This window comes from Bacillus sp. URHA0034 (assembly GCF_056280405.1).
In genome coordinates this window covers 524,334-540,455 of record NZ_JBWCDK010000002.1, presented here as the reverse complement: position 1 = coordinate 540,455, position 16,122 = coordinate 524,334, and the positions used below count along the sequence as shown (strand labels likewise).

The following is a 16,122-nucleotide window of genomic DNA, read 5'->3' as shown; positions in this document are numbered from 1 at the left end:
CTAATGAATAATTTACTTAACAAGGGTCAAAGTATTTTTAATAAATATATTGGCTTTTTCTTTTTGTCTGTAATCTTTCTCTGGATCAAAACTTATTTTGTTCAATTAACACAATTCCAACTAGGGATTGAAAATACATTACAAAAATTCCTGCTATTTCTTAACCCATTAGGTTCCTCTTTAATTTTTTTAGGGATTGCTGCCTTCTTTAAAGGAAGAAAAAAATATATTTGGATGATGATTATCTATTTTTTCTTATCTTTTTTATTGTATGCGAACGTCTTATTTTACCGTTTTTTCAACGACTTTATTACACTGCCGACCTTAACTCAGACACAAAACTTTGGCGACGTAAGTGGCAGTGTGTTCTCGCTATTAAAACCTTATGACTTTCTTTTCTTTATTGATTTTATTGTTTTAGTTGCATTACTTGCTTTCCGTCTTGTAAAAATAGAGGTTAAAGATATGAACCGAGGAAAAATATCGATTTTATTTTCTCTATCTTTGGTGATTTCTTGTGTTAACTTATCTTTGGCGGAATTAGATCGGCCACAATTGTTAACAAGGGGATTTGACCGAAACTATATTGTCAAATATCTTGGCATGTACAATTACACCATATACGATGCGGTTAAAAGCACTCATGCTTCTGCGCAGAGAGTAATGGCTAGCAGCGATGATACAACGGAAGTCATTAACTATACAAAGTCTAATTATGCTGAACCGAACCCAGCTTACTTTGGTGTCGGTAAAGGGATGAATGTAATTTATTTACACCTTGAGTCCATGCAAAATTTTTTAATTAATTATAAGTTAAATGGGGAAGAAGTTACCCCATTTTTGAATTCATTAATTAAAGACCAAAACACCATGTATTTTGATAACTTTTTCCATCAAACAGGGCAAGGTAAAACATCCGATGCTGAATTTATGCTTGAGAATTCCCTGTTTGGCTTACCCCAGGGCTCCGTGTTTACGACAAAGGGGTTAAACACCTTCCAAGCTGCACCTGCCATTTTTGGGCAAAACGGCTATACTTCTGCTGTGTTCCATGGTAATTCTGGAAGCTTTTGGAATCGTAACGAAATATACAAATCGTTTGGTTTTGACAAGTTTTTTGATGCCAACTATTATCAGATAAATTCCGGTGAAGAAGCTGAATATGGTTTAATGGATAAACCATTTTTTCAGCAATCTATTCCGCTGCTGGAATCATTACCACAGCCGTTTTATACCAAATTTATTACAGTAGCAAATCATTATCCGTATTCAATGAATCAAAAAGATACAACCATTGCGCCTGCCACTACCGGAGATAAGTCTGTCGATGGCTATTTCCAAACGGCACGCTATGCGGACGAAGCGTTAAAGCAATTTTTTGATTACCTTAAAAAATCTGGATTATATGATCATTCCATTATTGTTATGTACGGTGATCATTACGGAATCTCGGAAAATCATAATAAAGCAATGGCGAAGATTCTTGGGAAGGAAATTACTCCGTTTGAGAATGCTGGATTACAACGTGTTCCGTTGTTTATCCGTGTTCCAGGTGTGCAGGGTGGAATGAACCATGAATATGGCGGACAAGTTGACCTGCTTCCAACACTTCTGCACCTAGTAGGAATCGATACTAAAGACTATTTACAATTTGGAACAGATTTATTATCTAAACAGCATGATAGCCTAGTAGCTTTCCGTAACGGCGACTATGTCAGTCCAACGATTACTTCTGTTGAAGGTAAATATTATGATTCCACTACAGGCTTAAAATTAGAAGCGGACAAACTAAATGAGGCAAAGAAATACAAAGAACTGGTCCAGCAAAAACTGACTTATTCTGATAAAGTGGTTAATGGTGATTTATTACGTTTCTATACTCCAAAAAACTTTACACCTGTTGACCGTTCAAATTATAATTATAATCCTCCACAAACAGAGGAAACTACTCAATGATAAAAGGCTGCCGCTTGGCAGTCTTTTTTGTGTGCGCTTGGCAGCGCATCGCTCTAATGGGTGAAAGTCCCTAACATGCCGTTGTGGCGGAAATGTATAGCTAACAGGTAGTGCGAGTATCGTGAGATTTCGTGCGGAGGACTTGAAGGCAAAGCTCGGAACAGGTGGCTGTAACCATTTTGGCTGATAAGATGGGATAACCCTGCGCAAAATGGGGACGCCCAATACCACACTGTATCTTATTAGTTATGAGGACTGGCTTCGAGTGAAAGGCGATGAACGTGACCCAAGGAGATCTCATCATCTCCACCGTAGGTGGTAACTCTTTTTCAAAGCCGCGAAGGACAAGAAATGGACTATGGAAGGTGAGAAGTCAGAGCAGGGGATAGTAGTGATTAAACTTGTTGGAAACGCCACAAAGACAAGTGACTTATCACAATGTTGATAAGGCAGACATTGACCCAAAAGGCAGTGAACTGATGCGAAGCCCGTCTGTCCATGGAAGATAAGCAATACGAACTTATCTACTCGTCATGTACTAAACAGAAGTCGATGAGGCAGAAAGCCGAAGAATCGAGACCGAAAGAAAGTAGGTTGTTTAGGGCGAAGTACTAATATTAAATATCAGCCATTGGTTTTACCTATTCAGTTGATATTGTATTGGGAAAGGAAACGAATGCATGAATGAAGCAATAGGAAAACGAAGCTTACGTGTAGTGGAGAATTCTAAAAAGAAACGCAAGTGGTACAGCTTAATGGACAAATTATGGAACTATCAAAACCTGGAACTAGCCTTTTATGACGTGAAGAAAAATCGCGGTTCACACGGAGTGGATAAAGTAACGATTAAAGAGTATGAAATAGAATTGGAACACAACTTAAGAGTGCTCCAAGAATCTCTGCGTTTAAAAACATATCGTGCAAAACCAGTCAGAAGAGTTTTCATTCCAAAAGCTGATGGTACAAAACGTCCACTAGGAATTCCAACAGTAGAAGACCGTATTCTCCAAGCCGCAACCAAAAGAATACTTGAACCAATCTTTGAACAGAAATTCTTAGACTGTAGTTTTGGATTTCGTCCGAACCGTAGTGCACATATGGCGATAGATAAAATCCGACAGGATTTGATGGATGGGTATAACTTTGTAATTGATGCGGATATAAAGACCTATTTTGATTCAATTCCTCATGATAAGCTTATCGATTTAATCAAAGAAGAAGTTGTGGACAGTAGCGTACTAGCATTAATAATGCAGTTCCTAAAATCGGGAATCCTTGAAAACGGAAGTTTTTATGAAAGTGACACTGGGAGTCCTCAGGGTGGCGTAATCAGTCCATTATTAGCAAACATCTATCTGCATCCACTCGATGAAATGATGATGGAAAGAGGTCACCGTATTACAAGGTATGCGGATGACTTCGTCATCTGTTGCAAATCCCGAAAGGGTGCAGAAAGAGTACTAAGAACCGTAGTGAAGCTCTTAGAGGAAAAATTAGGTTTGAAAGTTCACCCTGACAAAACTAAAATTGTAGATAATTATGAAGAACCGTTTGTCTTCCTAGGTTACGTTTTCAAAAAAGGGTATTTCCATTCTCCATCAGACAAAGCAGTAAAGAAATTCAAGAAAAGTATCAAAGATGTAACGAGAAGAAACCTAACAGTTAATTTGGAAGAATTCGTCAAGAATCGAATAAACCCCATTGTTAGAGGATGGGGAAGATACTTTGGGGTTGGATTTTCAAAGACTTTATTTCAAAAGTTAGACTCATGGATTCGAAGAAGGCTTAGGATGATTCAGCTAAGAAGCTGGAGAAAAATAAGAAAGCTCCATAGGGAGCTTCGAAAAAGGAATTGGAAGGGCGACCTTCCGCGTCTTTCAATGACTAGATGGAGGAATTCTAAAACCGAACAAGTACATTTTGCGATTCCTAATGAAAGGTTTCGAGAAATTAAACTTGTTTTTCTTTTAGACATTTACAATGAACTACATCCTCAAAGGGGATAAAGTGGAGGAGCCGTATGCGATGACCCGCACGTACGGATCTGTGAGAGGCGCATGAAATTTTCATGCGCCTACTCTATTTTTGTTAACACAGTTTAATTACAGAACATCTAATTCAACAAACTTACTGGAAGTATTTTATATCAGCATATGCAGCTACCCTCTTACTCACCTGAACCGAATTCCTAAATAGATCACACAATAAATAGGATTATTAATTTCCCTGAATCTAGTTGAGCAAATAGTGGAAGGATAAGCGAAGAAATTTTTGCTAAAGGCGGGAGACAATGGGGAAAATATGGAACATCTATAAGACTGATTGGAAAAATATAAGCAAAGTACCTATTGTGATTTTGTTATTGGGGGCACTGACCATACTGCCATCGGCGTATGCTTGGATTAATATTAAAGCAATGTGGGACCCATACAGCAACACCTCGGGAATTATAGTAGCAGTGGCTAACGAAGATAAAGGAGCAGAGCTCCAAGGGAAAAAGATAAACGTAGGGAAAGAAATTGTCCGAAATCTTAAAGATAACAAGAAACTTGGATGGGTTTTTGTGAATTATGCTACCGCCAAAGAAGGGGTCAAAAAAGGTAAGTATTATGCATATCTCTATATCCCTACCGACTTTTCAAAAAAAATGACGAGCATTCTGGAAATTAATCCGAAAAAACCGCAGATCTTATTTGGGGTAAATGAAAAGATTAATGCCGTTGCTCCAAAAATTGCAAGCTCCGGGGCAACCAGTATAACCAATCAAATCAGTCAGGCCTTTGTCAAAACAGTGGGAGATGCCATTTTTTCCGGTTTTTATAAAGCGGGAATTGAGTTAGAGAAGGCCCTGCCATCGATTCACAATATGGAGGACCAAATTTTTAAACTAGAGCAGGCATTACCGGAGATTGACGCGATGGGAAAGAAAGCAATTGAGTTAGAAGGAAAACTGCCCGAAATTAGACAAAAAGGACAAAAAATAATAGAACTGGAACAAAGAATCCCAGAAATTACCCAGGCAGGCAGCAGTATTCTAAAAGTAGAAGCGAATCTTCCGCTCATTAATGAAGCTAGCGATAAGGTATTGGCCCTTCAAGAAAAGTTGAGTGATTTGAATCGTGTAAATGAAATTGTAACTCAAGTCGGAGATAATTTATCCGAATTGGAGACAAATATTAATCAAGCAATTGCTCGTTCTGAACAAGCCGCCACACAGGCTGAAACCAGTGAAAATCAGACAAAGTTAACAACTCTTCATGATGATCTAGTAAGCCTTCACAATACCGTTATGCAAGCTCGGGTTAATCTGCAGCAGAAAGTTTCAGAAGGGGAACAAATAATAAACAGCTCCGCCAATTTCATGAAAAATGATCTTCCCACAATTGAAAAAAAGATTCATCAAGCGGCTGATTTTGTTCGAAACGACCTGCCTGCTCTTGAAAGCGATATTCGGAAGGCTGCAAATCTGATTCGAACAAGGCTGCCGGAGTTAGAAGCAGCTGTCCATAAGGCTGCCGATCTTGCAAGAAATGATTTACCAGGCTTTGAAGCACAGATAAGGAGCACAGCTGATAAATTGCGAAGATTAAAAGGAAGTGTCAATGTAAATGATTTAATTCAATTTTTGAAACATGACCCGCAAGCAGAAAGTAGCTTTTTGTCGAGCCCTGTGTTGCTAAAAACAAAAAGAATCTTCCCTATTCCAAATTATGGATCAGCGATGACCCCTTTTTATACAATGCTCGCCCTTTGGGTGGGGGCGACCTTTCTGATTGCCTCACTTCGAGTAGATGTAGATGATAACACTCAACAGTATAAAAGCTATCAGGTTTATTTTGGAAGGCTGCTTACCTTTCTTACGATCGGAATCCTTCAAGCTGTTATTGTTTCACTCGGTGACTTATATTTCATCCATACGTATGCGGTCGATAAACTTTGGTTTGTCCTTCTTAGTATCTTGATCGGGAGTGTATTTGTTATTATCACGTTTACGTTATGCTCTGTCTTTGGAACAATCGGAAAAGGTTTAGCGATCATTCTTTTGGTGCTGCAAATTTCAAGTTCCGGTGCGACATTTCCTGTTAGTACTACTTCTGCGTTTTTCCAAATGATTTATCCTTTTATGCCGTTTACGTATGCGGTAAGTATGCTCCGGGAAACAGTCGGTGGGATGGTAGTGGATGTAGTGATAAGGGATGTATCCTATTTGCTTGTCTTTGCGGCTCTCAGCTTTTTATTAGCCCTCGTCTTAAAAAAACCTTTAAGCCAAAGGATTCAAAAGACAGCAGCACTAGCAAGGGCATCAAAAATTATCCAATAACGGTTTGCGAAATTTAATATTTAGTTTGATAGAGGCTGACCTTAAAAGTGGTTGATAAATAATTTTTACACACTCTATTGATTGGAGCGGAAGGCGCGAAGACTCCTGCGGGAGTACGGGGCAGGGGAGACCCCACAGGCGCTTAAGCGAGGGCACTGAAAAACTTACGTTTTTTTAACTTTTCAATTTGAGATAAGATAAAATTACGAGCTAATATAAAAAAAGGTGACATTTCGTCTTAAATTAGATGAAATGTCACCTTTTTCCTTGTCTTCTTTTACACTTTTTCATTTAGGAGCTTTAGAATCCGCTTAAGATTCACTGCGAACATCGCTGTTGCCCCTTGAATTTCCATGCCAAATAGACCCGAGGAATTTGCTATTTTAAACCCGTGTCTGTGTTTAAGTTCGCTATTTTTGGCCTCAATTTTATAGCGAGTTTTTGCTAGTTGTTTGAATCTTTCTGTTTCTTGAAATTCTTCTTGATCTTTATGTTCAGTTGATTTAACTGTTATTGAGTATGTCTTACTTTTTGCTTCTTCTTTATAGCACCCATCACGGAATGCACAACCTTTACATTTCTCAATATCAAAAAAGAACTTGATTCTTGGGTTTTTGTCTTGCCCCTTTCTTTCTTCATATTTTTTCTTAATTGCCATATGCCCTGCCTTACAAACGAACATTCCAGCATCTTTATTAAATTCAAATTCATCTTCTTTTGCCCGTGTTCCATGTGTTATATGTGGATGCAATTTAGAAATAAGTTCAAGTTGATTTTTTTTTGTATAGCTAATATTGTCTTTTTCAGAATAGGCTGTATCACCAATTACTGTATTAATTTCCATTCCTGTTGCTTGGCTTTTTTCAATTAACTCCTGCAGATATTTTCCATCACTTTTTTCTCCCGTTGTCACAACTGCAGCTGTTATTATTCTTTCATCGCTCATTGCAATATGTGTTTTATATCCGAAGAATGAAGAGTCTGCTGTTTTATGTCCTACCCGTGCGTCTGTATCAGTTGAACAATTCATTTGACTCATATGGTCTGTGTAATCTTCTACTACTTCATGTAGGACATTTAATTTTTCATTAACGTTAGGAATTGCAGCTATTAGTGGTTCCGATTCGACAACAGAAATAACTTGACGACAATAATTCAATTCATCTCCAACTTCGTCAGAAGTTGATTTTGGTGGAAATTTCTCCTTCATTGATTCGTCGATTTGATAAACTGCTTTTCTTAGACTTTTTGACTTCTCTTGCAAAAATTCCTTTGGCGACTTTTGGTTATAACGTGACTGCGTATGTGTGGAGTCCACAATTATTGTTTTACTTTTTATAATTTCCTTTTCAAGTGCTATCTCAACGGTTTTCCCAATAAGCAAATCTAATAAGCCCACATCTTTAAGACGGTGCCTACGAAATTTTGTTAACGAACTTGGATCTATTACCGGGTCTTCTGGTGCCATGTCGAGGAAATATTTAAACGACATATCATATCTGGAACGCTGTACGATATCTACATCTGATAAATCATAAATCGACTTCAGTAATAGATATTTGAACATTCGGATTGGTGGCACCGCATTCCGCCCGTTATCTAGGCAATATTTCGTTTTTAACTCTTCGAGAATGAACGAAAAATCCACTAATTCTTTAATTCGTCGAAGCATATTTTCTTGTGGCACAACAAGATCGTAAATTGCTATATATGGACTAAGAGTAAAAGATTCTTGATCGGAAATCATCTGAATACCACCCGCAAAATTTTATAATTTTATTATAAAACAAAAAGGCAGTTAAAAGGTCGATAAAGTCTACCTTTCAACTGCTTAAAATGTGAACTTTTTCAGTGCCCTCCGCTTAAGCGCCGAGGAGGCTCCCCGTACCGCCCGCGGAAAGCGAAGCGCCTGGAGCGGAAGTCAAAAGACTAGTTTTATCTTGACAACAAAAAAGAAAATATGTTATTAAAATAATGGTTAGCACTCACGAGTTAAGAGTGCTAAAATATAAGTATAGATTGTTGATAAAAGGAGAGGTCTTAATGGAAACAAAGCAATTTAAAGCAGAGTCCAAACGATTATTAGACATGATGATCAATTCTATTTACACACACCGGGAGATATTCTTAAGAGAGTTATTGTCTAATGCAAGCGATGCAATTGATAAAATATACTATAAGGCCTTAACAGATGATGCGTTGACATTTGACCAGGAAAGTTATTACATAAAAGTCACTGCAGATCAAAACAATAGATTATTGAAGATCACGGATACCGGTATTGGTATGACAAAGGAAGAACTTGAAAATAACCTTGGTACGATCGCAAAAAGTGGTTCGCTAGCTTTCAAAAAGGAAAATGAAATTAAAGACGGTTATGATATCATCGGTCAGTTTGGGGTTGGTTTCTATTCAGCCTTTATGGTGGCAGATGAAGTATCTGTAATAAGTAAGGCTCTAGGCAGTGATGAAGCCTACAAATGGGAATCTAAAGGAGCAGACGGATATACCATCACTCCATGTGAGAAGGAATCAGTTGGTACTGAGATTACTTTGAAAATTAAAGAAAACACCGAAGATGAAAATTATGATGAGTATCTTGAAGAATACCGATTAAAGTCGATCATTAAAAAGTATTCAGATTTTATTCGCTACCCAATCAAAATGGATGTAACAGAACGTAAGCTCAAAGAGGGCAGTGAAAATGAATTTGAAGAAGTAGTGGAAGAACAAACCATTAACAGTATGGTTCCTATTTGGAAAAAGAATAAGAAGGATCTAACAACAGAGGATTATGAACTTTTTTACACGGAGAAACGCTACGGTTTTGATAAGCCGCTTAAACATATTCATATCAGCGTTGATGGCGCGGTAAGATACAACGCCATTCTATATATCCCGGAAAACATTCCGTTTGATTATTACACCCAGGAATTTGAGAAAGGGTTAGAGCTATATTCCAATGGTGTGTTAATCATGAATAAGTGCGCTGATTTACTTCCAGACTATTTTAGTTTTGTGAAGGGTATGGTGGACTCTGAAGATCTTTCTTTAAATATCTCAAGAGAAATGCTTCAGCATGACCGTCAATTAAAGCTTATTGCCAAAAATATTAACAAGAAAATCAAAAGCGAATTGTTGTCGATTTTAAAGAATGAACGAGAAAAGTACGAAACGTTCTTTAAATCATTTGGCCGACAACTAAAGTATGGTGTTTACAGTGATTATGGAACCCATAAAGAAGAACTTCAGGATCTATTAATGTTCTATTCATCTAAGGAGAAGAAATTGGTCACTCTTGATGAGTATCTCTCAAGAATGTCAGAGGACCAAAAATATATTTACTATGCAACCGGTGAATCGAATGATCGTATTGATAAACTGCCACAAACGGAATTAGTTGCGGATAGAGGCTATGAAATTCTTTATTTCACGGATGAGATTGATGAGTTTGCAATTAGAATGCTAATGTCCTATAAAGAAAAAGAGTTTAAATCGGTTTCCAGCGGTGATTTAGGATTTGAAGCCGATGAAAATCAAGATACGTCTGCAGAGGAGCAAGACAATAAAGAGCTATTTGATTTTATGAAAAATGTTCTAAACGATAAGGTTAAAGATGTAAAGGCATCGAAACGACTTAAATCTCATCCAGTATGTTTAGCTACGGATGGGGCAGTCTCGATTGAAATGGAAAAAATCTTAAATGCTATGCCAAACAGCCAAAATATTAAAGCAGATAAGATCTTAGAAATTAATGTCCACCACGAGGTGTTTGCATCATTAAAGGATGCCTTCGAACAGGATAAAGATAAGGTAACCTTATTTACAAACTTATTATATAATCAAGCCTTGCTAATTGAAGGCTTACCAATCGAAGATCCAGTCGAATTTACAAATAATATATGTAAGGTAATGGTATAAGAAAAGGGGATTGCAAAAAGTTGCAATCCCTTTTTTATGTTAGAAATATGAACTCTAGTTCAAATTTTCTTGAAAATATGATATAATCATATAAAGAACATATTTATATGGGTATTCCTGCTAGATTGGATGATCCTATAGCAAAATCCAATGAATAAGGAGTGGTTTAATGACAGAATTGATGAAGGGAAATTTTCAGCATCGGAAACTGCCTCTCAGCAGGGTGATTATTCGAATCATCGCGATTACCATTGGAGCTATTCTAATGGCAACAGGACTAGAAATATTTTTAGTGCCAAACCACGTTATTGATGGGGGAATCACCGGTATCTCCATCATGCTTGCACATCTTACAGGCTGGAAACTAGGACTCTTTCTATTTATATTGAACCTGCCTTTTGTGTATCTGGGCTACAAACAAATGGGAAAAACCTTTGCATTTTCAACTGTTTATGGAATTATCGTATTATCGATTTTCACTTCGTTTTTTCATCCCATTCCCCCTTTTACAGAAGATATCCTCTTGGCCACCCTTTTTGGCGGTATGATTTTAGGAATAGGAGTAGGGCTTGTCATTCGTAATGGCGGAGCATTAGATGGAACAGAAATCCTAGCTCTTGTTATTAGCAAAAAGGTTCCTTTTTCAGTTGGTCAAATCATTATGTTTATGAACATTTTTATCTTAGGTGCAGCAGGCTTTGTCTTTACCTGGGACCGCGCCATGTATTCATTATTAGCGTATGTCATTGCTTCGAAAGCAATCGATACGGTTGTTCAAGGGCTCGAAGAAACTAAATCTGTCTGGATTATTAGTGACAATGCCGATGAAATCGGAAATGCCGTGAATGACCGGTTAGGACGGGGAGTAACCTACTTAAATGGTGAAGGTGCATATACAGGAGATAATAAGAAAGTTATTTTCAGTATCATTTCTCGATTGGAAGAATCAAAACTCACGACCATTGTTGAAGATATTGATCCTACTGCATTTTTAGCTATAGCTGACATTGCAGAAGTTCGAGGCGGCCGTTTTAAAAAGCGGGATATTCACTGACTAATGGCAGATTGGAAAAAGAAAAAGGGGCTGCCCCAAAAGGTAGTTGATAACAACTTTTTCACACTCTGTTGATTGGAGCGGAAGGCGCGAAGACTCCCCGGCACGCCCGCGGAAAGCGGAAGCCGCCTAAAGCGGAAATCAACAGACTAGTTTAATGTATAAAAAAGAGAAATGCCCCAAAAAGCTATACTTTTGGGACACCTTCCTTTATCCACGTTTAATGACCTAATTCAACATCATCAACATGGTTAATGTGCTTTCTGTTTATTAAAATGAACAGTACAGAAATGATGACAAAACTTCCTCCAACAATAAAAGGAACAGACGCATTATAAATTTCTGCCAGCTTACCAGCCATAAAGGGGGCAATTGCACCGCCGATAAAGCGAAGGAAGCTGTAAGCGGCAGACGCTGTTGAGCGTTGTACAGGTGCAGCATTCATAACAGCAGTAGTAATGAGTGTATTGTTATTACCTAATAATGCACCGGCAGCAATAACACAAGTAATAATAACGGCTTGTGATGATGTCCATGTACCCATGACAAAAAGAAGAATACCGAACAGCACCAACATCGCACACATCGATTTAATGGTTCCAAACCTTGCCTGTAATTCAGGAGCCATAAAGACAGAAGTAATTGCAAGTAAGACTCCCCATCCTAGGAATACAAAGCCCAGTCCATGTTCATCCAATCCCATGACAAACGGGGCATAGGCAAGCAGCGTGAAAAAGCCAAAATTATAAAGGGCTGCCGCAATTCCAAAGACTAGTAACGAACGGTGTTTAAGGGCGCGGAAGGGATCTAGTATAGATGTTTTTGCCTGGCTAGCCTGTTGATCTTGTTGAGATTTTGGCATTAATACGATTAATCCAATAAAAGCTACTACCATTAGTACAGCAACACCCAGAAACGGTCCTCTCCAGGACATTGCCCCTAACCAGCCGCCGAGCAGCGGGCCTACAGAAATTCCCAGACCAATAGCGGCTTCATATAAAATAATCGCTTTGGCTGTTCCGCTTTTCGATAGCGAGACAATCGCTGCAAGTGCCGTTGCAACGAATAAAGCATTTCCTAATCCCCAACCGCCTCGAAGACTTACAAGGGACCATATTCCGTTTGAAATTCCTCCAAGTGCGGAAAAGACAGCAATGATGACAATACCAGAAAGCAGGGTCCACTTAATTCCGAGCCTTGAAGAAATCATCCCGGTTATGAGCATGGCGACTGCCATAACCGCATTGTAGCTCGTGAACAATAAGGTTACTTGACTATGTGTAGCATGCAATTGTTCTGCAATTGCAGGTAAGATGGGGTCGACTAAGCCTAAACCCATGAAAGCAATGATACAGGCGAAAAACACGGCCCATACTGATTTTGGCTGTGTTAGTAATGATGGTTGTACTTCAGGTTTTGAAGTTGACGCAATCGAGTGCGGTGTGGATGACATTCATATCTCTCCTTTTTAATTGTGTGATATAGTTGTATAATGAAAGTATATGATTGTATTATACAACTATTTTTCCCTACGTCAATGATGTTTTCTATTGCTGACGAGAAAATAAAAATCAATTATGATTATGATATGATAATGTGTAGGAATATTGAATACTGTGAGGTTATAAAATGAATGAAAATGCCCTAGAAATGATCGAACTTGAATTAGCGATCTTGCTTCGACGAACGACTTCTGATAATAATCATAAGAAAATTGGGAGCCTAGACCGATCTGCCTATCTGTTACTTCGTCGCATCGCAATGAAAGGGGCTGTCGGCGTAAAGGTATTAGCCGGTGAATTTCAACTCGATATATCAACGGTAAGCAGACAAGCCGCTGCTTTAGAACAGAAAGGCTACTTATATAAAATTCCTGATCCGTTAGATGGTAGGGCTTATACTTTTGAAATCACCGAGCTAGGAAAAAAAGAATTAAAAGAACATATGCAGGCGCGTTTCGAACGCATTACAGAATTACTTCAAGATTGGCCTGAAGAGGAGTGCCGAGTTTTTGGCGAGCTGCTAAGAAAATTCAATCATTCTTTTTTAGAACGGTAGACTTTTCACCACCCATAGAAAAGTAAAAGAGGTAACCGATGAGAAGTACTCATTGGTTACCTCTTTAAAAAATTAGCTGGTATCCGCCAGTACACGAGTGCCTTGCGCCAGTAACCGGGTGCGATGCGCCAGTAACCGGGTGCGACCCGCCAGTAACCGGATGCGATGCGCCAGTAAACAAGTGCTAAGCGCCAGTAACCGGAGAAGCGTTAGTAATTTACCCTTTTAAAGGTGATAACATTTGGATAAACCGTTCAAAAGGAAGTTCACAGGCTGGATATTTTTCTAGTAAATCCAGCATTGACAGCTCTTTTTGAGCAATCAATTCTTCATTTCTTTCGAGCTGCTCCAATTCCTTTTTATGAGGAGGGCAAATGGTACATTCAATCAATTCGCGAAGCTGGAGCTGCGTGACTCTTTCTTCCAGGTTAACACTATAAGCCAATAAGTCCCAAGCACGAACAGGAAAATCAAACGGAAGATGAAACAGTTTTCCCTTGTCTCCCGATAGGATTAATTGTTCATTTCTCTCTAAAGCAAAACGCTTCAATACACGGTGAACCAGTTCCGATGGATTCTGAGGCAATGGAGCGGTTTGGAGACCGTCCATAGAAGAAGTAACTTGCTGCGAATCTTCGTTATACCCATTTACAAATTGAATTGAGAGCAATTCCTCTGCCCTTTTTACCCTATCCTCGATTCCCAGCGCTTTAAAAACCTCGGGCCATAATTTCTCGTGCCATGTTTCAAATTGGTTTTCAAAATCAGCACTGGCATCTCCCATACCCTTCTGAACGATCCGGCTAGCTCCTTTTTCAGCAAGCTTTTCATCAAGGAGGGCAGGAATACTTTGATATGTACTAGCCCAATTGGTATCGCCACAGCCAAACACAGCAAACCGGACTGATGACAGTGATTCACTCTCCGCTTCTTTTAACCATTTCACAAATTTACGAGCATTTTTTGGCGGGTTTCCATTATAAGAAGAACAGATTATGAAAACATTCCCTTGTCTTGGGAGTTTGCCAACAAAATCATCGAGAGGGGCAACCTCACTTTGGAACCCTTTGAAACGAGCTGTTACAGCTAAATCATGGGCAAGCCCTTCAGCAGTTCCCATATTTGATCCAAATAACACTAGCAGCGGTGTATTATGGGAAGCTGCAGGCATTTGAATATTCTTTTCCGCTAGAAATTTGTTCCCTGTCACCATAATAGATGAACGTGGTGTTTCCGGTAAAAGAGGGACAGCGGCATCGTCTTTACGCGGTTGAACTTTTATGTATAATTCATCCGGTTTAAATGTTAACGTTTCTTTAATCTTTAATTGATAGTTCGTATGATCAATTAAATCAAACTGTTTTAAAATCATCCCGATTAATAGGACAGCCTCATGCATGGCAAATTGCTGTCCGATACAAGCGCGCTGTCCATTCCCAAATGGTTTGTAAGCGTGGTGTGGTATTTTTTTAGGGTCGGCAAACCGCTCAGGATTAAATTCTTCGGCATCATCACCCCAGGCCTTTGGGTCACGATGTAATACGGGCAATAAAATATTGACAACATCTCTTCGTTTAAGCGGATAGGTTCCTGCCAATAATGTATCCTCCTTTGCGTACAAAGAGAAAAGCGGAGCGGTCGGCCAGAGTCTTAAAGATTCATTTAAAATCATTCGAATATACTTTAATTGGCGGACTTGCTGGTAGGTTGGGGTAGCACTTGTCAGAACCCGGTCCACTTCTTCATAGGCCTTTGCCAGAACTTTAGGGTGTTTCATTAAGAAATAAAGGGCAAAGGATAGTAACCCGCTGGTTGTTTCATGTCCGGCAATTAAAAATGTAATAATTTGATAACGAATATTTTCATCGCTTAGTTTTTCACCTGTGACCGGGTCTGCACAATCTAGCATACGGGATAGTAAATCTTCCGCATCATGGCTTTCGGTCTGTTTTCTCTCTTTGATAATTCGATCCACTAGAGAAAACATGTACTCGATATCACGGTTAAACTGGCGCTTTTTTTTGATCAGCAGCTTGTCTTGGACACCGAGACGGTTGCTTTGATTCATCGCTTCGTCAAGGGCTCGTCCCATACTTTTGATAAAGTAATGCGGCTTTTCCCGATAGAAACTATTAAAGCGATAATTGAAACCGCATAAACCAATGGTATCAAGTGTAAGTCTTGTCATATCTTCAGGAACATTAATACTTTCATCCGAATTTAGGCGCGACCATTTTTGTACGAGCTGTAAGGCAATGTCAACCATCATGGAATGGTAGCCCTTCATCGCACTTTGACTAAAGCTGGGAAGAAGAATATTATGGGCCTTACGCCAGTTATCCTCCTTGGTCCAGCTTGTAAACAGGCCATCCCCAGAAAATGCGCGTACCTTTTGTAATGGGGCATTAACGAGCTTATCAAAACGGGACTCATCCGACGCATCTTCCACTAAGTCAGCAGAAGAAATGAAAATACCTGTGCCGGTCGGAAATTTAAGTTTAAAAATGGGACCATATTCATAGGAAAGTTTCATGATGGATTGAGATGGTTGATGTAAATCTAGTTGTGGGAGATTGCCAAGCGGGCCGTACGTTTTCGGTTGTGGAATTATTCTAAGAGTAGTTGTTACCATTTCTGCTAGTAAACCTCACTTTCAAATTACCTTCGTATTTTAAAATTTTATAATATTGAAATAATATTGAGATGATTATAACATGAATAACTTATTAATATAAGATAGTAGCCAAATAAAGATTATGACAAAATTCTACATAGTTATTAAGTTCCGACACAAAACCACTACTCCTTCTGT

The 16,122-nt window shown here is 38.8% G+C and carries 8 protein-coding genes and 1 pseudogene; 6 read left to right on the top strand and 3 right to left on the bottom strand.

From position 1 onward, the window contains the following. Positions 1–3 precede the first annotated feature (3 nt). The 3 genes from ltaS to ACZ9EE_RS04915 all read left to right on the top strand — a co-directional run bounded on the left by ltaS (position 4) and on the right by ACZ9EE_RS04915 (position 6,277). On the top strand, positions 4–1,956 hold the full coding sequence (gene ltaS, locus ACZ9EE_RS04925; RefSeq protein ID WP_476025551.1) for a lipoteichoic acid synthase: 1,953 nt from the start codon (positions 4–6) through the stop codon (positions 1,954–1,956). A gap of 680 nt (positions 1,957–2,636) precedes the next feature. After that, on the top strand, positions 2,637–3,962 hold the full coding sequence (gene ltrA / locus ACZ9EE_RS04920; protein ID WP_476025550.1) for a group II intron reverse transcriptase/maturase: 1,326 nt from the start codon (positions 2,637–2,639) through the stop codon (positions 3,960–3,962). Between the two features lie 284 nt (positions 3,963–4,246). Then, positions 4,247–6,277 (top strand): YhgE/Pip domain-containing protein, encoded by a 2,031-nt coding sequence (locus ACZ9EE_RS04915; protein WP_476025549.1) that lies wholly within the window; start codon positions 4,247–4,249, stop codon positions 6,275–6,277. A 277-nt stretch (positions 6,278–6,554) separates the two neighbouring features. On the opposite strand, the gene ACZ9EE_RS04910 is transcribed toward ACZ9EE_RS04915, so the two are convergent. Then, positions 6,555–8,024 (bottom strand): IS1182 family transposase, encoded by a 1,470-nt coding sequence (locus tag ACZ9EE_RS04910; protein ID WP_476025347.1) that lies wholly within the window; start codon positions 8,022–8,024, stop codon positions 6,555–6,557. Positions 8,025–8,320: 296 nt separating this feature from the next. Here ACZ9EE_RS04910 and htpG point away from each other — a divergent pair, with 296 nt between their 5' ends. Both htpG and ACZ9EE_RS04900 read left to right on the top strand, forming a co-directional pair. After that, entirely contained in the window at positions 8,321–10,198 is a 1,878-nt protein-coding gene (gene htpG / locus ACZ9EE_RS04905; RefSeq protein WP_476025548.1) for a molecular chaperone HtpG, read from the top strand. 169 nt (positions 10,199–10,367) lie between these two features. Next, positions 10,368–11,252, top strand: a complete 885-nt coding sequence (locus ACZ9EE_RS04900; RefSeq protein WP_476025547.1) for a YitT family protein — start codon at positions 10,368–10,370, stop codon at positions 11,250–11,252. 220 nt (positions 11,253–11,472) lie between these two features. Here ACZ9EE_RS04900 and ACZ9EE_RS04895 read toward each other — a convergent pair whose 3' ends face one another. Next, complete coding sequence (locus ACZ9EE_RS04895) at positions 11,473–12,705, bottom strand: MFS transporter (RefSeq protein WP_476025546.1); 1,233 nt, start codon at positions 12,703–12,705, stop codon at positions 11,473–11,475. Positions 12,706–12,881: 176 nt separating this feature from the next. Here ACZ9EE_RS04895 and ACZ9EE_RS04890 point away from each other — a divergent pair, with 176 nt between their 5' ends. Next, a complete protein-coding gene (locus ACZ9EE_RS04890; protein ID WP_476025545.1) occupies positions 12,882–13,310 on the top strand; it encodes a MarR family winged helix-turn-helix transcriptional regulator in 429 nt (142 codons plus the stop codon). A gap of 223 nt (positions 13,311–13,533) precedes the next feature. On the opposite strand, the pseudogene ACZ9EE_RS04885 reads toward ACZ9EE_RS04890, so the two are convergent. Next, positions 13,534–15,942: pseudogene (locus ACZ9EE_RS04885) on the bottom strand (cytochrome P450); the annotation flags it as partial. Positions 15,943–16,122: the final 180 nt, after the last annotated feature.

Excerpts from the sequence above, each read along its gene's own strand:
- ltaS (WP_476025551.1), top strand. The coding sequence starts at position 4 with ATGAATAATTTACTTAACAAGGGTCAAAGTATTTTTAATAAATATATT.
- ACZ9EE_RS04900 (WP_476025547.1), top strand. The coding sequence starts at position 10,368 with ATGACAGAATTGATGAAGGGAAATTTTCAGCATCGGAAACTGCCTCTC.
- ltrA (WP_476025550.1), top strand. The coding sequence starts at position 2,637 with ATGAATGAAGCAATAGGAAAACGAAGCTTACGTGTAGTGGAGAATTCT.
- ACZ9EE_RS04895 (WP_476025546.1), bottom strand. The coding sequence starts at position 12,705 with ATGTCATCCACACCGCACTCGATTGCGTCAACTTCAAAACCTGAAGTA.
- ACZ9EE_RS04890 (WP_476025545.1), top strand. The coding sequence starts at position 12,882 with ATGAATGAAAATGCCCTAGAAATGATCGAACTTGAATTAGCGATCTTG.
- htpG (WP_476025548.1), top strand. The coding sequence starts at position 8,321 with ATGGAAACAAAGCAATTTAAAGCAGAGTCCAAACGATTATTAGACATG.
- ACZ9EE_RS04915 (WP_476025549.1), top strand. The coding sequence starts at position 4,247 with ATGGGGAAAATATGGAACATCTATAAGACTGATTGGAAAAATATAAGC.
- ACZ9EE_RS04910 (WP_476025347.1), bottom strand. The coding sequence starts at position 8,024 with ATGATTTCCGATCAAGAATCTTTTACTCTTAGTCCATATATAGCAATT.